Genomic DNA, 24,573 nt, shown 5'->3' with positions numbered 1-24,573 from the left:
TCTGGTCCTGCACCCGAGGTGTTATTACCCCACCTCGTCGGAGTGTCTGGCATGGACCGATTCCAGAACACTGGTCAGCCGGACTGGGACTGGTGGGGCCGCGTCTGGCCGACGCCCGGTGCGACCCTCCGCCGTCTCGGTGTCGCGCCCGGCGACACCCTCGCCGAAGTGCCCTGTGGCAACGGCTACTTCGCGCTCCCCGCGGCCCAAATCACGGACCCGGGGACCGTGTACGCACTCGACGTCGACGAGTCGCTGCTGGCGGAACTGGCCACCCTCGCCGAGCAACAGGGCATCGAGAACGTCTCGCCCATCCAGGGCGACGCCCGGGACCTGACCGAGCACCTCCCGGAGCCCGTCGACACCGTTCTCGTCGCGAACACGTTCCACGGAATCGAGGACACGGCCGGATTCGTCCGGGAGGCCTTCGGCGCGCTCCGGCCCGGCGGCCAGTTCGTCGTCGTCAACTGGCAGGACCGCCCGCGCGAGGAGACGACGGTCACGGGCGAACCGCGCGGTCCGCCGACCGAACTGCGGCTGTCGCCCGGCGCGACGGAGTCGGCCGTCCTGGACGCCGCCGCGTTCTCCCTGGCGGAACTGGTCGAGTTGCCCCCGTACCACTACGCGCTCCGGTTTCGCCGGGAGTCCTGACCCCCGTCGGCCTCGATACGACAGCGCGGACCGCACCCCGGCCACGCCTCTCCTGTCGCTCCGATGACGCGGAATCGCGTGACAGCGGTTCGCAACGCGGACTCGGAAAGGCAGGCTTTATTACTGGCAGGGCCACACCTCAGAATACGCTCGGTTGGTGTAGTCCGGCCAATCATTTTGGCCTTTCGAGCCGAAGACCAGGGTTCAAATCCCTGACCGAGCATCCTTCCGTTCACAGACCCCGAGCGACGCCTTTCTCGACCGTCGTCCCGCTGGACAGTGTCGAAACAGACAAGAGGGCGGTCACGGGACGTAGCTTTCGTGAGCGCCGAAGACGAGGGTGTCGTGGACGTGTCGGCCGCGAAGGGACGCATTCGCGAGCGGGGAGCGCAAATCAGCCGAACGGAGCGCGAGCGGGCGTTACGGCGTCTCCGCGACAGGACGGACCTGAGCGACCGCGAGGAGCGCGTCGTCCGCGACCTCGCCGCCCGTCTCGCCGAGCGACTGCTCGTGGTTCCGCAGTCGGGGCTCGACCGCCTCGTCGACGATGAAAGGGCACGGCTCGCGCTGGAGCTATTCGACGAGGAGTGAGCGACGCCGGCGCGCGCACCGTCTGCCGCGACTGTCGTGAAAAGGACTTCGTACAGACTCTTCGGGCCGTCACGCCCGGCCGCCTCCGACGTGACGACGGCCCTACGTCGGCCGCTCCCCGCCGGCCTCCGTTTCTGCGTCGGAGCCGGCGGACTCGGACTGGCCGCGGTACGTGTTGATGCCGAGCATGCTGTTGAGCGGGCATATCTGCGTCGTCGCCGTGACGATGAGGACGGCCCCGACCAGCAGGGCGGCCCAGAGGATAGCGGCCCCGAACAGCCCCGACGCGATGGTCACGTAGCCGCCGAAGGCGGCCGCCACCAGCACGACGAGCAGCGGGCCGAGGACGAAGCGGGCGATGCGGTCGTAGCCACCGACGTTTCTCTCCATTGAGTACACCGCCTAGAGGGAGGGCGGGTGCGGACATAAACCTCATATGCAGTCTGGTCGCCGGATTCGTGCCGGTTGCGACCAGTACGCGCCGGTCCGCGGGCGTCTGCGCATGGAAAGGGATTTAGCCGGCCTGCGGCAACGAGGCGGTAATGACCCTGGCCGATTCGGACCGCGACCTCGTGGTCGCGGAACTCGACCGCGAGCCGACGCCTGCCGAGGCGGCGCTCTTCGAGAACCTCTGGAGCGAGCACTGCGCCTATCGCTCCTCGCGCCCGCTGCTGTCGGCGTTCGACAGCGAGGGCGACCAGGTGGTCGTCGGCCCCGGCGACGACGCCGCCGTCGTCGCCCTGCCGACGGACGACGACGCGGACGACGTCTACATCACGATGGGTATCGAGAGCCACAATCACCCCTCCTACGTCGACCCCTTCGACGGCGCGGCGACGGGCGTCGGCGGCATCGTCCGCGACACGCTGTCGATGGGTGCCTACCCCATCGCGCTCGCGGACAGCCTCTACTTCGGCGACTTCGACCGCGAGCATTCCCGCTACCTCTTCGAGGGCGTCGTCGAGGGCATCAGCCACTACGGCAACTGCATCGGCGTCCCCACCGTCGCCGGCAGCGTCGCCTTCCACGACGACTACGAGGGCAACCCGCTCGTCAACGTCTCCTGCATCGGCCTCATCGACGACCCCGACCGCCTCGTCACCGCGGAAGCACAGGAACCCGGGAACAAACTCGTCCTCGTCGGCAACGCCACCGGCCGGGACGGCCTCGGCGGGGCCTCCTTCGCCAGCGAGGACCTCTCGGAGGACGCGGAGACGGAGGACCGCCCGGCCGTCCAGGTCGGCGACCCCTACACCGAGAAACTGCTCATCGAGGCCAACGAGGCGCTCGTCGACGAGGGACTGGTCGAGTCCGCGCGTGACCTCGGCGCGGCCGGCCTCGGCGGTGCGACCTCCGAGATGGTCGCCAAGGGCGGCCTGGGCGCACGCATCGACCTGGAGAAGGTCCACCAGCGCGAGCCCAACATGAACGCCCTGGAGATTCTCCTCGCCGAGTCCCAGGAGCGGATGGCCTACGAGGTGCGACCGGAGAACGTCGAGCGCGTCGAGGAAATCGCCGAGCGCTACGACCTCGGTTGCTCGGTCATCGGCGAGATTACCGAGGGAAACTACGTCTGCGAGTTCGAGGGCGAGACCGTCGTCGACGTGGACGCCTACTTCCTCGGCGAGGGCGCGCCGATGAACGACCTGCCCGCCGAGGAGCCGAGCCAACCGGAGCGTGACCTGCCCGACGTCGACCTCGCGGAGGCAGTCGAGACGGTCGTCGGCCACCCCAACACCGCCTCGAAGCGGTGGGTCTACCGCCAGTACGACCACGAGGTGCAGGTGCGGACCGCGCGCCGGCCCGGCGACGACGCCGCGATTCTGGCTGTCAGGGAAGCCGGCACGGGGCTGGCCTACTCCGCCGGCGCGGACCCCAACTGGACGGAGGCAGCACCGTACGAGGGCGCGCGCGCCGTCGCGCTGGAGAACGCGACCAACGTCGCCGCGAAGGGAGCGACGCCGCTTGCGGCCGTCGACTGTCTCAACGGTGGGAACCCGGAGAAGCCGGACGTCTACGGCGGCTTCACGGGCATCGTCGACGGCCTCGCCGACATGTGCGAGACGCTGTCGACGCCGGTCGTCGGCGGGAACGTCTCGCTGTACAACGACTCCCCGTCGGGCCCGATTCCGCCGACGCCGACGCTCGCGCTCGTCGGCACGAAGGAGGGCTACGACGCGCCGCCGCTCGACCTGGCCGGCGAGGGGACGCTACTCGTCGTCGGCGACCTGCCGCTTTCCGGCGAGGCCGACGCCCGCCTGGGCGGGTCGCAGTACCTCGCCAGCCACGGCGGCAGCGACGCCTTCCCGGAACTGCCCGACGACCCCGCCGGGCTCGTCGAGACGCTGGCCGAGGTCGCGGACTTCGACTCGACGCTGGCCACCCACGACGCGAGCCACGGCGGCCTCGCGGTGACGCTCGCGGAGATGGTCCACGACGACGCGGGTGCCGACGTCGAACTCGACAGCGCGGCCCTCCTGTTCCACGAGCAGGCCGGCCGCGCCGTCGTCGAGACGACCGACCCCGAGGCCGTGCGCGCGGCGTTCGACGGCGTCGCGCCGGTCGCCGAAATCGGGTCGGCCGACGACTCGGGGACGCTCTCGCTGTCGGTCGGTGACGAGGACGTCGAACTCGACGCCGCAGCGATTCGGGACCTCCGGTCGGTCATCGAGCGCGAGCTAGAGTGAGAGCTGCCGGGGACGCTTGCGAGTGGCCGGACCGCTGAACGAGACTTCTTCCGTCGCCGGCTACAGTTCGCCTTCGGCTCTGAGGCCGTCGATGATGTCGTCGACCAGGCGCTCCACGGAGTCGTACGGATAGCGCTGGTACTTGCCGTAGGTCAGGCCGAGTTCGATGGCCTCGATGGTCACGCCGTCGGCCTCGAACGTCGTCTCCGGGCCGTCGGGGAGAAGCGGGATGAGGTCGAACGGGTCGGTCAGCGGGAACGCCGCTTCCCCGAAGACGGCCTCGAACTGCGTCCGGAGTTCCCGTTCGGCCTCCGTGCGCTCCGGGTCATCTCCCGGTTCGCTCTCTGTCGTGGTCATACGCCCACTACCGGCCGCGGGATAATATACTGGCGTTTCGAGTTACGACGTTTGATAGCTGGAGAACTACGATGTCGGTCGTCTGACGTTCTCTCCGGCGGTGCCCGGCCAGCCCACGGTTTTATAGTTTCACAGGGGAACAACCGGGCATGGAGATTCCGCACCTCGTCAGAGAGCATCTCGGGGACGAGGCCATCGAGGCGAGCGTCAGCCTCGGCGACGAGGACGTCGTCTGCGTGACGCCGTCGCGAGCGCTCGTCTACCGCGGGGAGGGCCTGCTCAGTGACGAGTCCGTCAGCACCTACTCGCTTGACCTCGAACGCTTCGACATCTCCGAGGGGCGTCGCAAGACGAAGTTCCTCTTCGAGTATGTCGACGGGACGGACACGTTCACCGTCCCGGCCAGCCGCGCCGACTCGCTTTTGACGCTGCTGTTGCAGGCCGTCCTCCGCATCGACGGCGTCATCGGCCCGGACGAGTCCCTCACCGGCGTCTACCAGTTCAGCGAACTCACGCTCGTCGTCGCGGAGTCGCGGCTCGTCAAGCACATCGGCTCGACGGTCTGGGACCCCGACTTCGAGGTGTACGACTACGACGACGTGACCGGCCTCGACTTCGAGGAGGGCAGCGTCGCCACGCAAATCGTCCTCACGGTGGGGGGCCGTCCACAGCGCATCAAGGCACCGAACGACCAGGCACCGGAGGTCGAGCAGACGCTCGTCCAGACGCTGTGTACCTACCACGACGTGTCCTCGCTCGACGAACTTCAGCAGACGCTCGCACCCGAGGAGGAGCCGACGGCCGACGACGGCGAGACCGATTCCCCCTCGTCGGCGTCGGGCGACTTCGGGCTGGAGGAGGGCATCTCCCCGCTCGTCGGTGACGACGCGGGCGCGTCCGGGGAACCGGGCGACGCCGCGGATTCGCAGACAGAGGCGACCCGGTCCTCGGCGGCCGGCGACCGCCAGCGCGCACCGTCGACCACCTCTGACCGCTCCCATGAGGCGACGCGGGAACCCGAGACCCCGGCGACGGACGAGACCTCCCCGGAGCCAACCCGGTCGTCGGCAGCCAGCACGGACCCGTCGATAGACCCGGCCGACATCGAGGCCATCCAGGAGCAACTCGCGGCACTGACGAAGGTGGTCAGACGCCAGAACGAACTCCTCGAAAAGCACGACGCGAGCATCGAGACCCACGACGAGCGCATCGAACAGCTCATCGACGAACTGCGCCGCGGGCGGTAGCTCTGCTACTCCCGGCCGGTGACCTTCCTGATACACGAGGAGCCGAAGGGCCCGTGCTCGCCGGCGTCGAACTGGACGAAGTGGCCCGTCGAGATACTGGCCCCGCAGCGCCGGCAGGTGAACTCCCCCTCGCGCTGGACGACCTCGCTCCGGAAACTGACGTAGGCACCGCCGGTCGGCCGGACGATGCCATCCTCGCGCTCGATGACGCCGCGGAGTTCCGCCGTGTCGAGGATTTCCCGTGTCACGTGCGGGTCGGTCGTGACGGTCTCGATGCGGTCGATGGCGTCGCTCAGCGACAGTTGCTCGTCTTCGAGGTGTTCGAGCAGTTCCACGCCGAGTTCGACCGTCTCGTCCACACCAGGGCTTCGGCGACGACCACAAAGGGTTTGCCGGCTCCATACGGGTTGTCTGTTAGATGGAGCGCGCAACGCGTCGCCAGTTGCTCGGGATGGCGGGCCTCGGGGGTCTCGCCGCCGGTGCAGCCGCGCTGTTCTCCCCCGGTGCCGTCGTCGCACAACTGGAGCACCTGGCCACGCACCCGCTGCAGTTCGCGCTCGCGCTCGCCGTCGTCTACCTCGTCCGCCCGTTCCTGCTGTGGCCGGTCAGCTCTGTGGCAATCGTGCTGGGCTACGTCTACGGCCCCGTCGTCGCGCTCCCGCTCGCGCTCGCCGGGGCCGCGCTGACGGGGCTGCCGCCGTTCGCCGTCGCCCGCTACGCCAGCAGCGACGTCGGGCTGTTCGGCTCTATCGGTCAGTCCGGCCGCCGCGTCGCCGACTCCATCGGCGAGACCCGCGGCGTGCTCGCGGCGCGGCTCTCCCCGGTCCCCGGCGACCCCATCTCCTACGCCGCCGGCCTCTCTGAGGTGTCGGTCGGGGCCTTCCTGCTCGGCACCGTCGTCGGCGAGATACCGTGGGCGCTGGTGACGGTGCTGGCCGGCGACTCGATGCGGACGCTCTCGGTGACCGGCTTCTCGCTCAGCCCCGCTGCTGTCGTGCTCATCGCCAGTCTCGGCGTCATCGTGCTCGCGGGGCCGCTGTACACGCGCCTCCGCGGGGACCCGCTGGTCGACTAGATGCGGACCTCGAAGCGAGCGCCGCCGGCCTCGCTCTCGCAGGCCTCGACGTCCCAGCCGTGCGCCCGCGCGATGCGCTCAACGATGGAGAGGCCGAACCCCGTCCCGTCTGCGATGGTCGTGTAGCCGTGCTCGAAAATCTGGTCGCGGTGGCCCTCCTCGATGCCCGGGCCGTCGTCGGCGACGAAGAAGCCCCGGTCGTCGTCGAGCCGTCCGACGGTAATCGTCACCTCGTCGCCGCCGTGGGTGACGGCGTTGCGAAGCAGGTTCTCCAGCAGTTCCTGGAGCCGGTCGGGGTCGGCCTGCAGCGAGAGCGTGACCCAGCTGTCCAGCGTCGCCGCGGGCGCGTCCACGGAGGCCCAGGCCCGGCGCACAACCGGCTCCAGGTCGGTCGTCTCCAGCGCCCCGACGGTGTCGCCCTGGCGGGCCAGCGTGAGCAGGTCCTCGATGAGCACGTCCATCCGTTCGGCCGCGTCCTCGATTGCCGCGACGTGTTCCACGTCGCCGGTCTCCCGTGCCAGCGTCGCCCGGCCGAGAATCACGTCCAGCGGGCCGCGGAGGTCGTGGGAGACGACGCTGGCGAACTCTTCGAGGCGCTTCTCGCGTTCCTTGCGCGCCTCGATGTCCCGCAGGATGCCCGCGGTCCCGCGGAACTCGCCGTCCGCCGTCGGGAGGAGGGCGATGTGCAACTCGCAGGGGATGGCGTCGCCGTCGACGGTCTCGACGGTGACCTCGAACTTCGCGGCCCGCCGCTCGGAACTCTCTATGAGGTCGCGGATGTGGCGCTCGCCGGTCTCGACGTCGTCCTCGTCGAGCAGGACCGAGACGTGCTCGCCCTCTATGTCCGACGGGGCGTGTCCGGCGAGGTCCTCGATTGCGTCGTTGATGAACGCGAAACAGCCCTCGTCGTCGACGACGTAGACCGGGTCGCTGACCGCCTCGATGATGGTCTCGTAGCGCTCCAGTTCCTGTTCGTGCCGGCGCTTCTCGGTGATGTCCGTGATGAACCCCTCCAGTGCGACGAGGTCGCCGTCCTCGAAGACGCCGCTGCCCCGCTCCCAGCACCACCGCACGTCCCCCTCGGCCGTCCTGATTCGGTACGTCACCTCGAAGGGGTCGCCGCGGTCGACGGCGTCCTGCACCTCCGTCCACATCCCGTCGCGGTCCTTTGGGTGCAGTATCTCCTCGCCCCACTCGACCGCGCCGCTCTCCAGTTCCTCGGCAGTGTAGCCGGTCAGCGCCTCGCACCCCTGGCTGACGTACTCCATCGGCCACCCGCGCTCGTTGCGACACCGGTAGACCATCCCCGGGAGGTTCCCGATGAGCGTCGCCAGCATCCGGTCGGTCTCCGCCGCCGGGGCTGCCGGCCGCTCCGCGCTGACCTCTGCCTCGATGCGGTCGGCCAGGACGTCGTAGTCGCCGTTCACCCGCTCTTTTCGGAGGTACTCGCTCACGCCGCGGGAGATGGCCTCGCTGGCGACTGCCTCCGACCCTTCGCCGGTGAACAGCACGAACGGCAGGTCGGGGTACTCCTCGCGAACCCGCTCCAGCAGGGTCACTCCGTCCGTTCCCGGGATGTCGTACTCGCTGACGACGCAGTCCACGTCGGCCGTCGCGAGGGCGTCGAGGGCCTCGTCCGCGCCGGTCGCGGTCTCGACCGAGAACCGTTCGCGCTCGTCTTCCAGCGACGCCGCGACCGCTGTCGCACGGTCCGGACCGGCGTCTACGTACAGTATGCGAACCTCCGCGCCCGCCCCCATTATCATCAGTCGAACTATTCTCGCACTCGGTTAAAAATAATCGGGCGGTTCCAGCCCGCTCAGTAGAACGTGTCGGCGCAGTCGAAGACGACGCCGTGGTTCGGACAGACGTACTTGCAGTGACGGTGGACCATCGGCGTCTCGCACTGTGGACACGGCCGCCCGCCCGGTTCGCTCATGTCCCCAGCGAGGGGTCGGGACTACTTTTGCGTTCCGCCAGGAGGACCGCGACCCCACCGGCGACGCCCGCCAGCAGACCGCCGACGTGTCCGAGCGGCGCGGTCCCGCTGGCGAACACGACGCCGGGGACGAAGTCGTTCGCCAGCACCGTCGCCACGATGACGAGGCCCGACCCGGTGAACACGCCGTCGACGACCGTCACCGTCGCCGGAGCCCAGATTGCCCTGCCGCCCATCCGGACGACGTACAGCGCCACGAGCCCAAGCGCCGCGCCGCTGGCCCCGAGCGTCCCGAGTCCCGGCGCGCCGCCGAGGTAGGCCGCGAGCTGGGCGAGCGTGCTCGCGTAGCCGGCGAACACGTAGAAGGCGAGGAACCTGTGGTCGGGCAGCACGGTCTCGACGAGGCCGCCGTAGACGACGATGACCACGAGCGTCGTCAGCAGATGCGACGGGTTCCGGTGGGCGAAGGGGGCCATCACCCAGCCGGGCGTCGGGTCGAGGTTCGCGAGGAAAAAGTACTGCCAGCCCTCGACGCCGTAGGCTAGCCAGACGAGCAGTTCGAAACCGAAGACAGCGAGCAACAGCGAGACGACTCCGAGCGTCACACGCTTGCTTGCCAGCCACCGGAACCCGGCGCGAAGCGGGGTGTCCTCGGTGGCCGTCATTCCCTCCTCAGCACTCCGACCAGCCGCAGGCCTCGCAGGTCTTGCAGCCCTCGGAGTAGTACAGCGACAGCGAGCCACACTCCGGACACTCGGGGTTCTCGCCGGCGTCGATGAGTGCCTGCTGGTCGCCCTCCGTCGTCGCCGATTGACCCTGGGCCGCCGCGGGGCCGCCGTCGGTCTCGGGGCCGGCCGCGCCGAGTTCGGCCTGCTGGTCGCCCTCACTCGCGGCTCCGCCGCTCGTCTTGCCCGAGGACTCCCTGCGGTCGTCCTCGCCCTCGTCGACTTCGTCTGCCGTCTCCTCCAGCGTCTGCTGTTGCGGGTAGGCCCGCTCGACGTCGCCTTCGAGGTAGCGCCGCATCGCGGTGCCGATGGCGTCCGGGATGGACTGAATCTGCTCGCCCTTGTCCCAGGCGACCTTCGGCGACCGGATGCCCTGCAGTTCCTCGGCGATCTCGTTCGGGTCCACGCCGGCGCGCAGCGCCGTCGAGATGGTCTTGGCCAGCGCCTCGGTAAAGGAGGCCGTGAAGCCGCCGGAGTTGCCGATGTTGGCGAACAGTTCGAACGGCCGGTCGGCCTCGGGGTCCTCGTTGATGTTGACGTACAGTTTCCCGTAGCCGGTGTCGATGCGCTGGGTCACGCCGTGGAGCACGTCGGGGCGGGTCTGCTTGGTGGCGAACTCCGGCCGGTCGCCGTCGACCGTGCCGAGAATCTCGGAGACCTGCTGGTCGAGTACCGCCTGGACCTCCTCGCTCTCGACGAAGGCCTCGATGCCGCCGAAGACCTCCTCGATTTGCTCGACCAGCGCCTCCGCGGCCTCGCTCTCGTCGGCGAACTCGGTGTTGTCCGCCCGCGTCGTCAGCACCTGCTTCGAGCGGGTGCCGTCGCGGTAGTAGGTGACGCCCTTGCCGCCGTGGTCGTAGACCCACTCGAAGACCTCCTTCGCGTCCTCGGTGGTGGAGTCGTTGGGCGCGTTGACCGTCTTCGAGATGGCGGAGTCGACGCCCTCCTGGCAGGCGGTCTGGACGCCGGCGTGTTCCTTCGCCGAGAGGTCGCCGGTCGTGACGAACAGCTCGCCGATGGCGTCGGGCACCGTCGTCAGGCCCTCCACGCCGTTGAACTGGTTGTTCGCCATCTGCTCCTGGGCCTCCTCCTTGACGGCATCGACGTCGATGCCGTTGTCCTCCAGGGTGCGCAGGAAGTAGTCGTCGAACTCGACGAGCATCTCGTCGCCCTGCACGTCGTCGGAGACGTTCTTGTAGTAGGCGACGTTGTAGATGGGCTCACAGCCGCCGGTGGTGTTGCCGACCATCGACGTCGTGCCCGTGGGAGCGATGGTGGTCGTGTTGTGGTTGCGGATGGCGAAGCCGTCGGCCCAGTTGTCGGCGTCGCGCCCGGTCTGTTTCTCGAACCAGTCGCGGTACGCCGTCGGGTCGGCGTACTTCGAGTTGGTCCACTCGTCGAAGCTGCCGCGCTCCTCGGCGAGTTCGTGGCTCGTCCACTTCGAGTGGTGGTTGATGTGGGTCATGACCTGGCGGGCCGTCTCGTTGGCCTCGTCGGAGCCGTACTCCATGCCCAGCTGGATGTACAACTGTGCCAGACCCATGATGCCCAGGCCGATTTTCCGCATCTCGCGGACCTTCCGCTCGATTTCCGGTACCGGGAAGTCGGACATCGTGACGACGTTCTCCAGGAACCGTGTGCCGAGTTCGATGCGGCGGTCGAACTCCTCCCAGTCGATGGCCTCCTCGAGGAAGGCGGTGATGGCGTCCTCCAGCGAACCGAAGTCGTCGGCGTTGTTCGCCGACCAGACCCGCCAGTCCGGCGCGCCCTCGGCGGCCAGCGTCGAGAGATTGATGTGGCCGAGGTTGCAGGCCTCGTACTCTTCGAGCGGCTGCTCGCCGCAGGGGTTGGTCGCGAGGATGCGGTGGTCGGGGTGTTCCTCGACGTCGAAGGAGTGCTGTTTGTTGACGCGCTCGAGGTAGATGACGCCCGGTTCGCCGTTCTCGTGGGCGCCCTGGACGATGCGCTCCCAGACGAGGTTGGCGGGCACCGAGAGCACCTCGCCGGCCTCGACGTGTTCGCCGAGGTCGAACATTTCGTAGAGCTCCTCCGTCTGCGGGGTGGCGACGTGGGGTTCGCCGGTGCGGGGGTTCGTGAAGGTAAAGTCCTCGTCGTTCTTGACCGCCTCCATGAAGTCGTCGGTGATGCCGACGGAGATGTTGAAATTCGAGAGGTGGCCCTCGACGGCGTTGCGGAGGTGCTTGGGAACCTTCCCTTCGTCGTCGATGAGTTCGCGGGCCTCCTCCAGGGCCTCGGCGAAGGAGTTGTGGGTGTAGTCGTCGGGGTCGTTCAGGCGCAGGGTGTGTGCCAGCGAGACGTCCTTGTTCTTGGCGTGGATGAACTGGATGACGTCCGGGTGGGAGACGCGCATGACGCCCATCTGTGCGCCGCGGCGCGCGCCGCCCTGGGCGATGGTCTCGCACATCTGGTCGTACGTGCGCATGAACGTGATGGGCCCGGAGGCGATGCCGCCGGTGGAGCCGACGGGGTCGCCGTACGGGCGGAGCCGCCAGAAGGCATAGCCCATGCCGCCGCCGCTCTGGAAGACCTGTGCGGCCTCCTTCGCTGTCTGGTGGATGTCGTCGATGTCGTCGTCGGGGGAGTCGACGAAGCAGGCAGACAGTTGCTGGAGTTCGTCGCCGGCGTTCATCAGCGTCGGCGAGTTCGGCATGAAGGAGAGCCGCTCCATCGCGTCCTGGAACTCCGCGGCCGTCTGCTCGACGTGCTCGCGGACGTCTGCCGGGAGTTCGGGCACTATCGTCTCGTAGGCGAACTTGTTGACGTTGTACTCGGTGAGCGCCGTCGAGACGTCGTCGTCGGCGGAGACGCCCTTCCCGAAGACCTCCTCGGCGAGTTCGTCCCGGCGGGGGTGGTCGGGCTTGAGCTGGTCTGGCGTCACCGAGACGTCGACGTTCTCGGTCCGCGCCTCGAAGACCGCCTCGGCGAGGGCGATGTTCTTCGCGACGCGCTCGAACAGCTCCTCCTGTTGCTCGACGAGGTCGCCGTTCGCGTCCTTGCGGAGGTAGCGAGCGGGAAGGATGTTGTGATACGCGTTACCCGTCAGTCGGTCTTCGAGGGTGTCCCCCTCGGTGCGTTTGATGGGCAGGGTGAGGTCGTCGGCGTCGCGCTCGCTGCTCATGCGCGCTCACCTCTGACCGGTACTCGTGTGGCGATACACCGCCGCTGGCGTGGCCCCATTCCTCTCATTTGTAACGAAAGTCGTGTTCGGCTCGGCCCCAGATAACGGTTTGGGTATCCGGATTTCGGTCGTGCGATACAGATGTCACTGTCCTGTTTATTTCGCCGCGAGACAGCTGACTCGCGGTGTATTTCCTACGGAGCAAAAGCAGGGCGCGGACCCTCTTAATGCTCGGTAGACCGGAGTGAAAGTGAAATGGGTCGGGCATGATTCACGAGATGGCGGGCGAAATCCCAGTCGAAATCGAAGGGGGTTTCGACTGGAGATAGCGGGCCAGGAGGCTTATGCCTTCTCCGGCTGTCACGTTCACTATGCCTGTGTCCCCTGCTCTGACAGTTCTCCAGCTCGGCGAACTCGCATCGCCGCCGGCGTTGCTGGTCGGGCTCCTCCTGCTCGCGCTGGTCATCGTGGTCGGGCGGGTCGTGCTCGCCATCGCCTGGCGGCTGGTCCTCATCGCGCTCGTCGTCGTGACGCTACTGTGGGTTCTCGGCGTGCTGGGGCTGGCCTGAGAGGCCCGCTACACGCCCGACAGGAAGTTCCTGATGACGTCGTGGCCCACCGCCGTGAGAACCGACTCGGGGTGGAACTGCACGCACTCGATGGGGTATTCCCGGTGGCGAATGCCCATCACGAGGTCCTCGCCGTCGACTTCGGTGGTCGCGGTGACGTCGAACTCCTCGGGCACCGCCGTCGCGATGAGCGAGTGATAGCGCCCGGCCTGGAAGCCCTGGTCGAGTCCCGCGTAGACGCCCGCGCCGTCGTGGTCCATCGGGAACGCCTTGCCGTGGATGGGTTCGGGGGCGCGTCCGACGGTACCGCCGTAGGCGTGGACGGCCGCCTCCAGACCCAGGCAGACCCCCAGCGTCGGCACCTCGGGGCTGACTTCCCGCAGCACGTCGGTCGTGACGCCCACGTCGCGCTCGTTCTCCGGATGGCCGGGTCCCGGCGAGATGACGATGGCGTCGGGGTCGACCGCGCGGACTTCCTCCAGCGACGCGGTGTTGCGCACCACCTCGGTCTCGGCGTACTCGCTGACGTACTCCACGAGGTTGTAGGTGAAGGAGTCGAAGTTGTCGATAAAGAGCACGCGCGGCCGGTCGGCGGGCATCGACGGCTCGTCGCCGGACTGGGTGACGCTGTCGGGCTGGTCGGTCCCGACCGACGCCTCGTTGCCGTCGCTGCTGCTCATCGGGACACCTCCTCGGCCCGGGCGGTCCCTGGTGGCTCGCCCTCGATTCGCTCCAGCGCCGTCAGCACGCCGTCCATCTTCTTCTCGGTCTCCTCGTACTCCGCGGTCGGGTCGCTGTCGGCGACGATGCCTGCGCCTGCCTGGACGGTGATTCGCTGGCGTTCGGTCGGCGACTGGCGTTCGTCGTCCGATAGCTGCTCCACTGCTCGCGGGTCGCTTTGCTCCCCGCTCGCTCGTTCTGAGGAGCGTAGCTCCTCAATGGTCGCCGAGCGGATGACGATGGCGAAGTCGGCGTCGTCCTGCCAGGAGACGTAGCCGACGCCGCCGCCGTAGGGTCCCCGGGGCGACAGTTCCAGGTCGTCGATTATCTCCATCGCGCGAATCTTCGGGGCACCCGAGAGCGTCCCGGCCGGGAACGCGGCGCGCACGGCGTCGAAGGCATCGTACTCCGTGGCCAGCGTCCCGGTCACCGTGGACTCGATGTGCTGGACGTGGCTGTACTTCAGCACGTTCATGAACTCCTCAACGCGGACGCTGCCGGCCTCTGCGACCCGGCGCACGTCGTTGCGCGCCAGGTCGACCAGCATCGTGTGCTCGGCGCGTTCTTTCCCGTCGGCCAGCATCTCGCCGGCCAGGCGGCGGTCCTCGACGGGGCTGGACCCGCGCGGGCACGTGCCGGCGATGGGGTTCGAGACGACGTGGCGGTTGTTCACCGACACCAGCGTCTCCGGGCTGGCACCGACGATGGTCAGGTCGTCGTACCCGAGCAGGTACATGTACGGCGAGGGGTTGACCGCCCGCAGCGCCTCGTAGAAACCCAGCGGGTCGACCTCGCCGTACAGTTCCCGTGTCCGCGAGATGACGCCCTGGTAGATGTCGCCGCTGTAGACGGACTCCTTCGCGCGCTCGACTGCCTCCTCGTAGTCCTCCTGCGGGCCGGCGACCTCGCGTTCGCGCCGGAAGCCGCCGGTGTCGGGCGTCCGGGCACTGTCGAGCAGGTCGGCGACGCGCTCGGCCTCCTCCTGTAGTGCGTCGTAGCGCTCGCCGGCGTCTTCGCCGGGCCTGACGACCGGCGTGAACACCAGCGAGAGGCTGTCCTCCGCGTGGTCGAACGCCAGCGTCTTCGTCGTCAGGACGAACTGCGCGTCGGGGTAGCGGGAGTCGGGTGCCTCCAGACCCACCTCCTCCAGCCAGAGGTCGTAGACCGCGTCGTAGGAGAGAAAGCCCACGAGTCCGCCTTCGAGGTGCTGACGTTCGCTGTCGGGGAACCCGCGCAGCGCCACGTCGGGCAGCGTCGCCCGCAGGCTGTCTAGCGTGTCCCCGCCGTTGGGTTCGACCAGCCCCTCGTAGCGGTCGTTCAGAATCTCGACCTCTGTGGTCTCGCCGCCGTCGTCGACCGTGACGACCGCTTCGGGGTCGTAGCCGACGAAGGAGAAGCGGGCGTGACGGTCGTCGCCGCTGGGTGCGAACGCGCCGTCGGGGTCGCTGGAGGCGACCTTCTCCGCGCTCTCCAGCAGGAAGGCGTACTCGCCGGCGTCGGCGTCGCCGGTCCGCCCGGTCACCGCGGCGTAGGCCGCCAGCGGTTCCACGTCGGCGTCCAGTTCCACCGCCGTTCGGACGACCGCCGGGCGGTCGCCCTCGGCCAGGTCGACGAACTCGTCGCGGCCGTGGTCGAGCGTCGGCGTCATGCGGCCTCCCCCGCTCCCGCGGCCCGCGCCCGCGCGACGAACTGTTCCATCGCGTCGTGGTCTTTCACGCCGCCCTCGCGCTCGACGCCGCTGGCGGTGTCGACGGCGTAGGGGCCGACCGTCTCGACGGCATCGGCGACGTTGTCCGGGGTCAGTCCCCCGGCGAGGACGACCGGCACGTCGACTGAGTCGACGACCTCACGGGTTCGCTCCCAGTCGTGGGTCTCGCCGGTCCCGCCGCCGCCCGCGTCGTCCACGGAGTCGACGAGGACGGCGTCCGCGTGGTCGGCGTACTCGACTGCCTCGTCCGGGCCGACGGCGGCGACGACCGTCACGCGGGCCCGGGAGCGCAATCCACCCACGTATTCGGGCGGCAGCGTCCCGTGGACCTGGATGGTGTCGGCCCGGACCTCGCGCTGGAGCGCCATCGCCGCCTGCACCGACTTGGGCATCGTCACGAGCACGCTGGAGACGAAGGGCGGCAGGCCCGCCACCAGTTCCGCCGCCCGGTCGACGGTGACCTCCCGCGGCGTGTCGACCGGCACGTCGACGATGAATCCCACCGCGTCCGCGCCGGCGTCGACGGCCGCGTCACGGTCCGCCTCGTTCGTGACGCCACAGAGCTTCACCCGCGTCATGCGCCGATGTTCCTGAGCTGGTCCAGTTTCGCCTCGGCAGCGCCCGAGTCGATGGCTTCCGCGGCCCGTGCGACGCCGTCTTCCAGCGAGTCCGCCGCGCCCGCGATGTAGATTGCCGCGCCAGCGTTCGCGAGGATGATGTCCCGCTTCGCGCCGGTCTCCTCGCCGGTGACGATGGCGCGCATGTCCGCCGCGTTCTCGTCGGGCTGTCCGCCCGCGACGGCGGCGATGTCGGCCTGCGCCAGTCCGAGGTCGGCCGGCGTGAACGTGTATTCGGTAATCTCGTCGCCGTCGACCTCCGCCACGGCCGTCTCGCCGTGGATGGCGATTTCGTCCAGGCCGGAGCCGTGGACGACCATCGCGCGCTCGACGTCCATCTGCGCCAGCGCGCGGGCGAGCACGGGAACGAGGTCCGGGTCGTAGACGCCGACGACCTGCGCGTTCGCGCCGGCGGGGTTGGTCAGGGGGCCGAGGACGTTGAAGATGGTCCGCATTCCCAGTTCCTTCCGCGGGCCGATGACGGCCTTCATCGCCGGGTGGAAGACGGGCGCGAGCATGAAGCCGATGCCCGCGTCCTCGATGTGTGACTCCACGGAGGCGGGTTCCGCGTCGACGGTCACGCCGATTTCCTCTAGCACGTCGGCGCTGCCAGACGACGAGGACACCGAGTAGTTGCCGTGTTTGGCGACGGGCACGCCGGCGCCCGCGGCGACGATGGCGCTGGTCGTCGAGACGTTGATGGTGTCGTAGTCGTCGCCGCCGGTCCCGCAGGTGTCCACGAGTGTCTCCCGTTCGGGTGCGATGGTCCGGGCGGCGTCGCGCATCCCCTCCGCGAAGCCGGCGATCTCGGTCTCGGTCTCCCCTTTCGACCGGAGCGCGGCCAGTAACGCGCCGATCTGTGCCTCCGTGGCGTCCTCGAAGACGGCGGTGGCCGCGGCGCGTGCCTCTCCCTGTGTCAGGTCCTCCCCCTCCGTGACGCGTTCGATGTAGTCTTCCATTCTGAATCACCAATGTACGATTGTGCGTTACAATGAACACAATCGTACACCAACTTAACGCTGTCGCCTCCCGCTGCAATCCGCGTGACGCGAGCGGGATGGGAATTCGAAACCTTCAATTATCCCTGCGGATAACCGAAGGATGCAATCGCACCAGCGAGGGTTCGTGGTCTAGGCTGGTTATGACACCTCCTTGACATGGAGGAGGCCGGCAGTTCAAATCTGCCCGAACCCATCCTACCTTAAGGGATTCCGGCAACAACATCCGGAAGTCACTTCTCAAATCGCGGGGGTGAGCCGCTGTGTCTAAGCAACAGCGGCAGTTCGACCCCGATTCCTTACCGAACCCCCGCTGTTTGTACTGTGGTGAGTCGTTCGATCCAGACGACCAACCGCAGTGTCCAGCGCGCGCTGAGGGGGTGTGCCGCCCATGATCGTCGGCGGCCCGCTCCCCGCGTGTCACGAGACGATCGACAACCACGACGACTGGCGCGCGGCGAAAGATACCGATCTTGACCAGCGTGGTCCCTGCCGCTACTGCTTCCCCGAGTGCGAGACTACTGGGGATATCGACGCGCCGCTGTCGCAGTTGGTGACCGCAGACTCCCGCTCGGGCCGCGTGGTTCACATCGACGCCGACCACGGCGACCCGACCTACGACCCACCCATCAGACAGTCGTCGCTGGCCGCCCAGCTCGCCGCTGAGGACTTCGGACCGGAAGATATCGGGCTCGACCCGGTCGCGGGAGGTGACGTCTGATGCCGAGTGAGTGGCCCGTTGAGCGAGATGATCACGCGTACAAGCCACTCCCAGAGAGCTGGCTCGACCACCCAGCCGCGGAGGACCCTTCGAAGCGAGGGCCGCGCTGTCTGGCCGTCAGCTGTGAGATCAAGGAGGGGCGCATCATCCGCGTCCGCTACGGTCACCTCGTCAGCGCGAACGTCGTCGAGACGGTTGGACCCGCGGTCGCGAATCCAGATGGGGAGGGCTACGTGCCGAAGGGGCTGGTCGACGGCACGGGCTGGCCCCGGTCGTACGTGCCATCGCCGGGTGTCGACCTGGACGAGTTGCGGACCTGCGAGCGCCGACATCTCGTCGACCTCTGGCGCGATCGGTTGGACTTCGCCTTCGAGTACGAGCGCGAGGTCCTCGACGAGGATCCGGAAGCACGTCTGGTCGCTGATGGCGGACTACCAGTTGATGAGACTGCTCGATGCGAGGATTGCGGCGTCTCCAACCGCGAAGAAGCCTTGCGAGCGATTCAGGTGTGCGATGGTGGTCGGGAGTTGTTGTGCTCTTCGTGCTTCGAGGACGCGCTTGCTGACGGTCGCGTGTCCCGAGACGACGAGCGGCTGAAGACCGATGGCGGCCAGGTTGCACTCTCACGCAACCCCGACGTGCGGGAAGTGGCACAGTTGGAGCATGACGAGTACAAGCCCACGTGTCCCGATTGCGGACGCTATGTCGGGCACTCGAAGAGCGGCGGCAAACCGCTTCCGGGAATCGTTCCAGAATGTTTCGGATGGGAGTGTCAGGACTGCAATCTGACCTTCCCGTCCAACTGTGCAGGCCGGAACGCTCCCGGGTTCAACGACAGCATGGCCGGTCTGAAAGTCAAGTTTCGCGACGGGAAGGCTCGATGGGTTCCAGTTCCAGAGCGGTATATCGGACCTGACGTTGACGACCACGGAGGTGACCAGGCGTGAGTCGCTCGCGAGATCCCCTCGCAGAGCCGAAAGCCATCGGCGAGGACGTCGAGGCACTCGTCATAGACGCCGTCGACGGCCTACAGGCCGCGGGCAACGCCGAGGCGTTCTACGACGCCGTCGCGACGGACGTGATCGGCCCGCGGACCGCCCCAACTGTGTCCTTTGGCGGCATCCCGCTGGTCGACGCCGACACGCTAGTCGAGATCAAGGCCTGCAAGCGCCACGTCAGCAACGGCGCGCGCGGAAACCGGCCTGGGCGGTGGCTGATTCCCGTCGACCAGCTCGACGCAATGGTCTCCGAGAGCGGCGTGTTCCTGCTGGCTGTCTACGAGGAGCACGAGGACGCGAAGCGCCTCGTCGAGATGGTGATCGTCCCAGCGACCCTCCTGGAAGAACACCTGCGCGATAGCTGGTACGAGGTCGACCGCCACGAGCAGGAAGTGGCGCAATTGCCCTGGCCCGAACTCGTCGGTCGGGGGTGACCGGCGATGGCAGGTGAGGGCCAGACCCGGGCAACCCGCAGTCACACGCACGAGCGAAGCGCGGAACTTCGCGAGAAGATCGGCGAAGACCCCGCTCGCTTCCTCGACCGGCCGCTGTTCGACAGTGGCTCGCAGTATAACACGGAGCCGGGCTGGTTCATCCAGAAGCGCATCGAGGGCATCGACTCCAAGCGCGTCATCAACTTCTGGCTCCAGATCGAGCACCAACTCGACCGCGGGCCGCGCGAGAAGATCGTCGAGATGCTGGAGCGCCGGGCGTCGCGCCTGGACGAAATCGGCGAGCGCCCCGACCGCCTGGAAGAGCGCGACGGTCGGGACCGGCCGCCCGGTGAGTGGTACATCGTTCGCGATGGCGAAGCGAAACCCTGGGACGAGGTCGACCGGAACGCGGCCGGCGCTGGCGTGTCTGGAACTTCTCGGGCTCTCGCGACCGACGGAGGTGAGGGCGATGTCTGAGATATCTATCGATTACCGACGGGCCCTACGTAACGCGTGTTCATGCACGGGTAGGAATACCGCCCCTCCTGAGTTTCCGCCAGACCCATCGTCGTCGTCATCCCCACCTTCATCTCCGTCGTGGGTAAGTAGTTGGAAAACCGCAACAACAGCCGTTACGGTACCACTGAAAGCCGCTACAACTTCTGGAGTTATTGCTACCTCCATAGTCCTGGCCGGATCTTCTTCCGGCATAAGCGTAGGGGGTGCCTCAAACCAGACCACTCAAACTGCCGAATTTGCGGGGTATAGTCTGAGGCGAACCACCGCAAACAACCACGGAAACGCGATACTCGGGAGTAGAGAGTCTCATAGAACCACATCTGCTATCTTAGCGCTACTTAGCGCACGACGACGGAGGTGGTTCAATTGACTGGTTGTATCACGCGGAACCCTGGCGAGTGTACCACCTGCGGAGCGGAGCCGAATCCAGCAGGAAACGACTGTTGGGAGTGCCCCAATTGTGGGCTGACTGGCTGCGGTATCAGCGGGTGCGAGCACGGAGGTGAGTCACGTGAGTAGTCTCCCCGACTCGTTGTCGGAACTCTCGCGGGTCTGCATCGAGTGTGGCGACCGCGTCGACGAGCAGTATCTCGACAGCGAGGGCCGCTGTGTGGGCTGTCGCTACGGAGGTGAGCGCTGATGGTCGAGCGGACCTACGAGGGCCAGCCGCTCGACGGTACCTACCAGCACATCACCGAGCGCCCGGTGCAGTCGCCCGACGACCAGGAGGACGACGCCGACGACGTCGAGGCTGGTGAGACGGTCTACGCCACGGATCCCGAGCCAGACGGTGAGCAGACCGTCGAGAACGTGCCGATGCCGGGTGATCGGCCCGATGTCGAGGGCCAGAGCACGTTCGAGGACTGGAGGTGGTCCGCGTGACGCGCGAGGACAAGCTCTGCCCACGCCCTCGCGAGCACGCCCTTCCTGGCGGTGACCTCGCCGTCTCGAGTCACTGGGTCTGGGGCGTCCGCGGCGCAACGACGGTTGCGGCGGCGGACAAGCCCTTGTACCGATTGCTGCTGGACATCCTCGCCGACGAGCATGTTCCCGATCTCATGTCGGCGCATCTCGCCTCCGAGTGCGACGATCTGGTCGATGTTCGCCAGACGGTGGTCGACATCGATCGCGGTGTCGTGGGTGCTGACGGCCACGGCTATGGGATGTCGTTTTGCTTCAGAGTCCGGGACGCAATCGACGAATACCGTGACCGCGACCCACTCACGCTGGGCGCAGTCGGCTGCTCCGGCTCGAAGTACGAGGACGACCAGCCGATCCCCGCGAAAGCGCGGTACAAGGGTGCCTACTGGACGAACAAGCGCAGGTACGGAGAGACGTGCGCCGACGAGTGGCGCATCATCTCTGCCGAGCACGCGGTCCTCGACCCGGCGACGCCGATCGAGCATTACGAGAAGACGCCCAGCGACCTGCGAGGGATTCCCGTTGACTCGGACCAGCGCCTTCCGTCCGGAGACGACGTGACGACGCTCCTCGACAGGTGGGCGCTGGACGTCCACGAGGGGCTGTCAACGTGGTTGTCGAACGTTGCTAGTGGTGTCGATCCCCGAGACGTAGAGTTAGAAGTGCTCCTCGGTCGGGACTACCGCAAGCCGCTGGAGGACCGTCATGTCTTCGACGCACTCCTTATACCCGGCGAGCTGTCGGTGTCGTTCCCATTCCAAGATGTTGCGCAAGCCCAGGGTGGGATGTTCGAGCAGATCGACTGGATGGGCGACGAGGTCGATGCTGCGACCGAGGCTGTCACTGACGGAGGTGAGTCGCCATGACGGCGAAGTACAGCACCGGCTCGGACGACGACCACGTCCGGCGCTGGGACCGTGACCGGCTCTACACGCTGGCGCAGTGGTCGAGCAAGCCCTTCGTCGGCCACCGTCACCGTCACGAGACCGTTGACCACCGCATCGTCATCGCCTACACGCACGGGGTTGGCGTCGACGTCCGTCACGAGGTCCGCTCGAAGGACTCCGCGAAGTTTCCCGACGAGTGGGCCACTGTCGAGAGTATCGAGGTGCGTGACTACGGCGCCCAGCACACCAGGAAGCCGGAGATGAGGTGGTTAGAGTGAGCCTCGACCAGCCAGACGCCGACGTCGCCTATCGGACGGCGGCTCGCCACGACTACCGGCGCCAGGAGGCTGTCGACACCACGACGGAGACCATGCCTGCGCCGGCTCGCCACGGCGCGAACGGTACCTTCACCCTCGAAGATCTCGAGCGGGACGCCGATGAACTTCGCCGGAAGTGGGGCCTTGACGATGATCGGCCGCTGCCCAACGGGAGTGCCTACCAGCACGCACGCGCTGCCTGGCTGGCGACGGACGATATCGTCGAGTACGACGACAAGGAGTATCGCGTGCTCTCCCGGGACTTCGAGCATCCCCACGACGACGAGGACGGTCGCTTCGCCGTCACGCTCGTGAGTTCGCCGTGGCGAGCTGGTCGCGAGATCGGTGGCGAGTACCGCGCGTTCTACAAGTACGACCTCACGTTGCGGCCAGTCGACGACGACGGCGCGATCCGCTGGGGATCGACACCGGATCGCTCGTTCTCGGTCAAGATCCGCCCGCAGCGGGAGGACCTCATCCAGAAGGACGGTTCCTCGTTCGATATCCCGTACAGCGAAGGATCATTCCTGACTGTCCAGGCGACGTGGCTGGAGGATATCACCGAAGCCATCGCTCTCGCGACGAAGTTCCTGGGCGGAGCGCTGGGCTACCAGTTGAAAGTTGACGATATCTGCCAGGACTCGGCACGCTTCACCAAGGCCGAAGTGCATCAGCGCATCGAGCGCGTGAAAGAGCAACACGTCGTCCAGACGATCCGCCAGTCTGCGGATCTGCTGGCTGCCCACGAGGCCGACCTGGATACGCGCGGGAAGTACGAGGACGGCAAGTGGATGGAGTGCTGGCTGCAGACCGACGCCTGGGAGAAGCTCGGGTTCCCGGCGCTGGACGCCCAGCTCTCCATCAAGGTCTACTATCCCGACCACCCCGAGAAGTTGGAGTATCCGATGGATCAGCCGAAGGTCGAGGTCGCGCTGGAGGGCAAAGAACGCGTCTACGACGAGGAGCAGAACCAGCGTGTCCGCCGTGCGATTCCGATGAACCGCTGGAACGAGGTGATGGCTGTCCTGGAGGAGGTCCTGCTGACGCACCTCTCGTGGGCCGACGTTCGCGAGGACCATCTCGTCGCCGACGACTACAGTGACGGCCCCGACGCGCCACCGATTGCCTTTCAGAAGCCCGAGGGTCGCCGCGAGTGGCTGCAGCGCCATTACGAGAGTCTCGTGCCGCCGTTGTACCGGCAGGCGACGAGTCACCGAACGGACCTGGTGTACGACATCCTCGCGGCGCTTCGTGACGCGCCCGATGATGCTGCCGGGATGACTTACGACCAGCTGGTCGAGCAGACAGGCGCGGCGTATCGGACCGTGCGCAAGCACGTGCGCCGGCTGTGTGAGGCTGGCCCGGCTCGCGGCCCTGGAATCCTCGAACGCGAGCGCGGCGCCGTGACGCTGGTTAGCTGGTCGAGTCGCTTCCTTGAGGAACTCGGCCAGGACGTCCTCGACGAGATCAACCCTGGCGACCAGCCCGAAGATCGTCGCGACCGTGCCGAGGAGCGTCGCGAACGTCGCGAGCAGCGGCAGGCCGACCAGGAGGACGTCGACCGCGCCGAGTCGGTCGCTGCTGGTGAGGACGAGTCCACTGGTGGCGACGCCGGCGACGGCTCCTCGACGTGGCGCTACTTCGGAGACGTCGACCTCCGTCCCGACCAGCTCGCTCGCGCGCTCGACCAGGAGTATCTCGACCACGACGAAGTCCGCGTTCGCGTCGACAACAGTCCGCTGTTCGCGACCGGGCCGCCAGGGTAGCCCGCCGTCTCCGGCCGGTTCGCCGGGTCGGTAGCTCCTGCCATCGCACTCGCTTCTTCTTTTCAGTCCGTTCCTGTAGTCAACATATACTATCTAGATACCTTCAATAACTATTCTTATACAATTCGCTTTCACTCGGGTGTTAACGGAGCGCCAGTAGATTATTTCACCACAACTGGCGCGAAACGGCCGGCAGTCCAACCCTCGATTCCGCCGGCTCGACGTCGTTCTCGGCCGGTGCCGGCCGGTCTGGGTGGCACAGCGGTCGGCCGGTCCCCCTTAGCGTTAGTGCCCCTGAGGGGGCACGGGTAAAACGGACCGGCCCAGACCGGGCCGGCCCTTCCCGCACCGCTACCGCAGCCTGGACTGTCGGAGGAGTCCCGGAGACCAGTCAATACCGGGAGTACGGGGGTAACGGCTGTTGGGAATACTCCGACACGAGAACAGGCCAGATCTTCTTAGGCACCTTTCTGAGTTGAACGCCCCTGTGCGAAACTCCTGTACTTGATATCAGTCACCCACTGACCAGTTGCTCTCCCAAGTGACCGGGAGTTCCGCAGTGTTGAGGACGTCTGCGATCTCGGCTGGCGTGACGCTGCCCTGTTGTTCAGCCAGCTGCATCAGTTCCGCCACCTTTCCGGTCGGAACCGCGCCAGTGCCCCGGACATCCGGACGTAATACTTCGCGGCACTGTCGATGGCCTTGCTTTTCGTATTCTCGCCGCTGGCTTCGAGGAGCGCTTCAAGACGACGCTCCCTCTCATCGTTCATCCTGAGCCGCATATTTTTACACACACCCCCCAGTTTCCTGTTTTTTTGGCCTTGTTGAAACCCTCAAGTAGTGATAAGTTTCAGCGCCCGTGCTGAATAGAGTGCGCATATCTTGCACGGAGTCAACTAAAATCACTTATATATATACCGCTGTCTCACTGTCTTCGGGAAGATTCACATTCAAATAATGGACTTCTGACCTGTCCCTGAGAAACTA

General features: G+C 67.0%; 27 protein-coding genes and 2 tRNA genes. 17 read left to right on the top strand and 12 right to left on the bottom strand.

Annotated features, from left to right (window positions below; translation table 11 throughout):
• Positions 1-51 precede the first annotated feature (51 nt).
• The 3 genes from WDJ57_RS04955 (at position 52) to WDJ57_RS04945 (ending at position 1,242) form a co-directional block, all read left to right on the top strand.
• Positions 52-651, top strand: coding sequence for a class I SAM-dependent methyltransferase (locus WDJ57_RS04955; RefSeq protein WP_338904429.1), 600 nt, complete (start codon positions 52-54; stop codon positions 649-651).
• A 148-nt stretch (positions 652-799) separates the two neighbouring features.
• A tRNA-Glu gene (locus WDJ57_RS04950) sits at positions 800-874 on the top strand.
• Between the two features lie 98 nt (positions 875-972).
• On the top strand, positions 973-1,242 hold the full coding sequence (locus tag WDJ57_RS04945) for a hypothetical protein (protein WP_338904426.1): 270 nt from the start codon (positions 973-975) through the stop codon (positions 1,240-1,242).
• Positions 1,243-1,344: 102 nt separating this feature from the next.
• On the opposite strand, the gene WDJ57_RS04940 is transcribed toward WDJ57_RS04945, so the two are convergent.
• Positions 1,345-1,632, bottom strand: coding sequence for a YgaP family membrane protein (locus tag WDJ57_RS04940; protein WP_338906252.1), 288 nt, complete (start codon positions 1,630-1,632; stop codon positions 1,345-1,347).
• A gap of 152 nt (positions 1,633-1,784) precedes the next feature.
• Between WDJ57_RS04940 and purL the strand changes: the two genes are divergently transcribed.
• Positions 1,785-3,929, top strand: a complete 2,145-nt coding sequence (purL, locus tag WDJ57_RS04935) for a phosphoribosylformylglycinamidine synthase subunit PurL (RefSeq protein WP_338904424.1) — start codon at positions 1,785-1,787, stop codon at positions 3,927-3,929.
• Between the two features lie 60 nt (positions 3,930-3,989).
• Here purL and WDJ57_RS04930 read toward each other — a convergent pair whose 3' ends face one another.
• Complete coding sequence (locus tag WDJ57_RS04930) at positions 3,990-4,286, bottom strand: MTH865 family protein (protein ID WP_338904423.1); 297 nt, start codon at positions 4,284-4,286, stop codon at positions 3,990-3,992.
• Positions 4,287-4,435: 149 nt separating this feature from the next.
• On the opposite strand from WDJ57_RS04930, the gene WDJ57_RS04925 reads away from it, so the two are divergent.
• On the top strand, positions 4,436-5,533 hold the full coding sequence (locus tag WDJ57_RS04925) for a DUF7115 domain-containing protein (protein ID WP_338904422.1): 1,098 nt from the start codon (positions 4,436-4,438) through the stop codon (positions 5,531-5,533).
• A 5-nt stretch (positions 5,534-5,538) separates the two neighbouring features.
• Here the strand turns inward: WDJ57_RS04925 and WDJ57_RS04920 are convergent, their stop codons facing one another.
• On the bottom strand, positions 5,539-5,892 hold the full coding sequence (locus tag WDJ57_RS04920) for a DUF5830 family protein (protein WP_338904421.1): 354 nt from the start codon (positions 5,890-5,892) through the stop codon (positions 5,539-5,541).
• Between the two features lie 59 nt (positions 5,893-5,951).
• Between WDJ57_RS04920 and WDJ57_RS04915 the strand changes: the two genes are divergently transcribed.
• On the top strand, positions 5,952-6,608 hold the full coding sequence (locus WDJ57_RS04915; protein WP_338904420.1) for a TVP38/TMEM64 family protein: 657 nt from the start codon (positions 5,952-5,954) through the stop codon (positions 6,606-6,608).
• Here WDJ57_RS04915 and WDJ57_RS04910 read toward each other — a convergent pair.
• The 4 genes from WDJ57_RS04910 to WDJ57_RS04895 are packed head-to-tail and all read right to left on the bottom strand — an operon-like array spanning position 6,605 to position 12,411.
• Positions 6,605-8,374 (bottom strand): PAS domain S-box protein, encoded by a 1,770-nt coding sequence (locus WDJ57_RS04910; protein WP_338904419.1) that lies wholly within the window; start codon positions 8,372-8,374, stop codon positions 6,605-6,607. The genes WDJ57_RS04915 and WDJ57_RS04910 overlap by 4 nt on opposite strands.
• A gap of 53 nt (positions 8,375-8,427) precedes the next feature.
• Positions 8,428-8,547, bottom strand: a complete 120-nt coding sequence (locus WDJ57_RS04905; RefSeq protein ID WP_338904417.1) for an HVO_2523 family zinc finger protein — start codon at positions 8,545-8,547, stop codon at positions 8,428-8,430.
• Positions 8,544-9,212, bottom strand: coding sequence for a rhomboid family intramembrane serine protease (locus WDJ57_RS04900; protein ID WP_338904415.1), 669 nt, complete (start codon positions 9,210-9,212; stop codon positions 8,544-8,546). Before WDJ57_RS04900 ends, WDJ57_RS04905 begins: the two co-directional genes overlap by 4 nt.
• 7 nt (positions 9,213-9,219) lie before the next feature.
• Positions 9,220-12,411 (bottom strand): adenosylcobalamin-dependent ribonucleoside-diphosphate reductase, encoded by a 3,192-nt coding sequence (locus tag WDJ57_RS04895; protein WP_338904413.1) that lies wholly within the window; start codon positions 12,409-12,411, stop codon positions 9,220-9,222.
• 371 nt (positions 12,412-12,782) lie between these two features.
• On the opposite strand from WDJ57_RS04895, the gene WDJ57_RS04890 reads away from it, so the two are divergent.
• Positions 12,783-12,980: a hypothetical protein gene (locus WDJ57_RS04890; protein WP_338904412.1), complete on the top strand. Its 198-nt coding sequence runs from the start codon at positions 12,783-12,785 to the stop codon at positions 12,978-12,980.
• 8 nt (positions 12,981-12,988) lie between these two features.
• Here WDJ57_RS04890 and trpG read toward each other — a convergent pair whose 3' ends face one another.
• The 4 genes from trpG to trpD form a co-directional block, all read right to left on the bottom strand.
• Entirely contained in the window at positions 12,989-13,579 is a 591-nt protein-coding gene (trpG, locus tag WDJ57_RS04885; protein ID WP_338906251.1) for an anthranilate synthase component II, read from the bottom strand.
• 77 nt (positions 13,580-13,656) lie between these two features.
• Positions 13,657-15,348 carry an anthranilate synthase component I gene (trpE, locus tag WDJ57_RS04880; RefSeq protein ID WP_338904411.1) on the bottom strand — a complete coding sequence of 564 codons (1,692 nt, stop codon included), beginning with the start codon at positions 15,346-15,348 and terminating at the stop codon, positions 13,657-13,659.
• Positions 15,345-15,986: a phosphoribosylanthranilate isomerase gene (locus WDJ57_RS04875; RefSeq protein ID WP_338904409.1), complete on the bottom strand. Its 642-nt coding sequence runs from the start codon at positions 15,984-15,986 to the stop codon at positions 15,345-15,347. The genes trpE and WDJ57_RS04875 overlap by 4 nt, the downstream gene beginning before the upstream one ends.
• On the bottom strand, positions 15,983-16,984 hold the full coding sequence (gene trpD, locus WDJ57_RS04870) for an anthranilate phosphoribosyltransferase (protein WP_338904407.1): 1,002 nt from the start codon (positions 16,982-16,984) through the stop codon (positions 15,983-15,985). The genes WDJ57_RS04875 and trpD overlap by 4 nt, the downstream gene beginning before the upstream one ends.
• Positions 16,985-17,144: 160 nt before the next feature.
• On the opposite strand from trpD, the gene WDJ57_RS04865 reads away from it, so the two are divergent.
• From WDJ57_RS04865 to WDJ57_RS04820, 10 genes are all read left to right on the top strand, one after another.
• A tRNA-Val gene (locus tag WDJ57_RS04865) sits at positions 17,145-17,219 on the top strand.
• A gap of 186 nt (positions 17,220-17,405) precedes the next feature.
• The gene (locus WDJ57_RS04860; protein ID WP_338904405.1) at positions 17,406-17,744 is read left to right on the top strand and encodes a hypothetical protein; all 339 of its coding nucleotides are present in this window, start codon (positions 17,406-17,408) and stop codon (positions 17,742-17,744) included.
• Positions 17,744-18,691 (top strand): hypothetical protein, encoded by a 948-nt coding sequence (locus WDJ57_RS04855; RefSeq protein WP_338904403.1) that lies wholly within the window; start codon positions 17,744-17,746, stop codon positions 18,689-18,691. The genes WDJ57_RS04860 and WDJ57_RS04855 overlap by 1 nt, the downstream gene beginning before the upstream one ends.
• On the top strand, positions 18,688-19,176 hold the full coding sequence (locus WDJ57_RS04850; RefSeq protein WP_338904402.1) for a hypothetical protein: 489 nt from the start codon (positions 18,688-18,690) through the stop codon (positions 19,174-19,176). Before WDJ57_RS04855 ends, WDJ57_RS04850 begins: the two co-directional genes overlap by 4 nt.
• Positions 19,177-19,182: 6 nt before the next feature.
• Complete coding sequence (locus WDJ57_RS04845; RefSeq protein WP_338904401.1) at positions 19,183-19,653, top strand: hypothetical protein; 471 nt, start codon at positions 19,183-19,185, stop codon at positions 19,651-19,653.
• 553 nt (positions 19,654-20,206) lie between these two features.
• Entirely contained in the window at positions 20,207-20,335 is a 129-nt protein-coding gene (locus WDJ57_RS04840) for a hypothetical protein (protein WP_338904399.1), read from the top strand.
• Positions 20,335-20,577, top strand: coding sequence for a hypothetical protein (locus WDJ57_RS04835; RefSeq protein WP_338904397.1), 243 nt, complete (start codon positions 20,335-20,337; stop codon positions 20,575-20,577). Before WDJ57_RS04840 ends, WDJ57_RS04835 begins: the two co-directional genes overlap by 1 nt.
• Positions 20,574-21,482 (top strand): DUF6884 domain-containing protein, encoded by a 909-nt coding sequence (locus WDJ57_RS04830; RefSeq protein ID WP_338904395.1) that lies wholly within the window; start codon positions 20,574-20,576, stop codon positions 21,480-21,482. The genes WDJ57_RS04835 and WDJ57_RS04830 overlap by 4 nt, the downstream gene beginning before the upstream one ends.
• Entirely contained in the window at positions 21,479-21,781 is a 303-nt protein-coding gene (locus tag WDJ57_RS04825) for a hypothetical protein (RefSeq protein WP_338904394.1), read from the top strand. The genes WDJ57_RS04830 and WDJ57_RS04825 overlap by 4 nt, the downstream gene beginning before the upstream one ends.
• The gene (locus WDJ57_RS04820; protein WP_338904392.1) at positions 21,778-23,586 is read left to right on the top strand and encodes a winged helix-turn-helix domain-containing protein; all 1,809 of its coding nucleotides are present in this window, start codon (positions 21,778-21,780) and stop codon (positions 23,584-23,586) included. Before WDJ57_RS04825 ends, WDJ57_RS04820 begins: the two co-directional genes overlap by 4 nt.
• Positions 23,587-24,206: 620 nt before the next feature.
• On the opposite strand, the gene WDJ57_RS04815 is transcribed toward WDJ57_RS04820, so the two are convergent.
• Entirely contained in the window at positions 24,207-24,368 is a 162-nt protein-coding gene (locus WDJ57_RS04815) for a hypothetical protein (protein WP_338904390.1), read from the bottom strand.
• Positions 24,369-24,573 lie beyond the last annotated feature (205 nt).

It is taken from the genome of Salinibaculum sp. SYNS191 (assembly GCF_037338445.1).
Classification (GTDB): Archaea; Halobacteriota; Halobacteria; order Halobacteriales; family Haloarculaceae; genus Salinibaculum; species Salinibaculum marinum.
The sequence above is the reverse complement of the archived record's forward strand: the minus strand, read 5'-3'. Positions and strand labels throughout refer to the sequence as shown.

What these genes read in the sequence shown, in the direction of transcription:
- trpE (WP_338904411.1), bottom strand. Translation starts at nt 15,348, where the DNA reads ATGACGCCGACGCTCGACCACGGCCGCGACGAGTTCGTCGACCTGGCC.
- WDJ57_RS04845 (WP_338904401.1), top strand. Translation starts at nt 19,183, where the DNA reads ATGGCAGGTGAGGGCCAGACCCGGGCAACCCGCAGTCACACGCACGAG.
- WDJ57_RS04940 (WP_338906252.1), bottom strand. Translation starts at nt 1,632, where the DNA reads ATGGAGAGAAACGTCGGTGGCTACGACCGCATCGCCCGCTTCGTCCTC.
- WDJ57_RS04925 (WP_338904422.1), top strand. Translation starts at nt 4,436, where the DNA reads ATGGAGATTCCGCACCTCGTCAGAGAGCATCTCGGGGACGAGGCCATC.
- WDJ57_RS04910 (WP_338904419.1), bottom strand. Translation starts at nt 8,374, where the DNA reads ATGATAATGGGGGCGGGCGCGGAGGTTCGCATACTGTACGTAGACGCC.
- WDJ57_RS04915 (WP_338904420.1), top strand. Translation starts at nt 5,952, where the DNA reads ATGGAGCGCGCAACGCGTCGCCAGTTGCTCGGGATGGCGGGCCTCGGG.
- WDJ57_RS04815 (WP_338904390.1), bottom strand. Translation starts at nt 24,368, where the DNA reads ATGCGGCTCAGGATGAACGATGAGAGGGAGCGTCGTCTTGAAGCGCTC.
- purL (WP_338904424.1), top strand. Translation starts at nt 1,785, where the DNA reads ATGACCCTGGCCGATTCGGACCGCGACCTCGTGGTCGCGGAACTCGAC.
- WDJ57_RS04955 (WP_338904429.1), top strand. Translation starts at nt 52, where the DNA reads ATGGACCGATTCCAGAACACTGGTCAGCCGGACTGGGACTGGTGGGGC.
- WDJ57_RS04855 (WP_338904403.1), top strand. Translation starts at nt 17,744, where the DNA reads ATGCCGAGTGAGTGGCCCGTTGAGCGAGATGATCACGCGTACAAGCCA.
- WDJ57_RS04895 (WP_338904413.1), bottom strand. Translation starts at nt 12,411, where the DNA reads ATGAGCAGCGAGCGCGACGCCGACGACCTCACCCTGCCCATCAAACGC.
- trpG (WP_338906251.1), bottom strand. Translation starts at nt 13,579, where the DNA reads ATGCCCGCCGACCGGCCGCGCGTGCTCTTTATCGACAACTTCGACTCC.
- WDJ57_RS04900 (WP_338904415.1), bottom strand. Translation starts at nt 9,212, where the DNA reads ATGACGGCCACCGAGGACACCCCGCTTCGCGCCGGGTTCCGGTGGCTG.
- trpD (WP_338904407.1), bottom strand. Translation starts at nt 16,984, where the DNA reads ATGGAAGACTACATCGAACGCGTCACGGAGGGGGAGGACCTGACACAG.
- WDJ57_RS04890 (WP_338904412.1), top strand. Translation starts at nt 12,783, where the DNA reads ATGCCTGTGTCCCCTGCTCTGACAGTTCTCCAGCTCGGCGAACTCGCA.
- WDJ57_RS04835 (WP_338904397.1), top strand. Translation starts at nt 20,335, where the DNA reads ATGGTCGAGCGGACCTACGAGGGCCAGCCGCTCGACGGTACCTACCAG.
- WDJ57_RS04825 (WP_338904394.1), top strand. Translation starts at nt 21,479, where the DNA reads ATGACGGCGAAGTACAGCACCGGCTCGGACGACGACCACGTCCGGCGC.
- WDJ57_RS04875 (WP_338904409.1), bottom strand. Translation starts at nt 15,986, where the DNA reads ATGACGCGGGTGAAGCTCTGTGGCGTCACGAACGAGGCGGACCGTGAC.
- WDJ57_RS04930 (WP_338904423.1), bottom strand. Translation starts at nt 4,286, where the DNA reads ATGACCACGACAGAGAGCGAACCGGGAGATGACCCGGAGCGCACGGAG.
- WDJ57_RS04905 (WP_338904417.1), bottom strand. Translation starts at nt 8,547, where the DNA reads ATGAGCGAACCGGGCGGGCGGCCGTGTCCACAGTGCGAGACGCCGATG.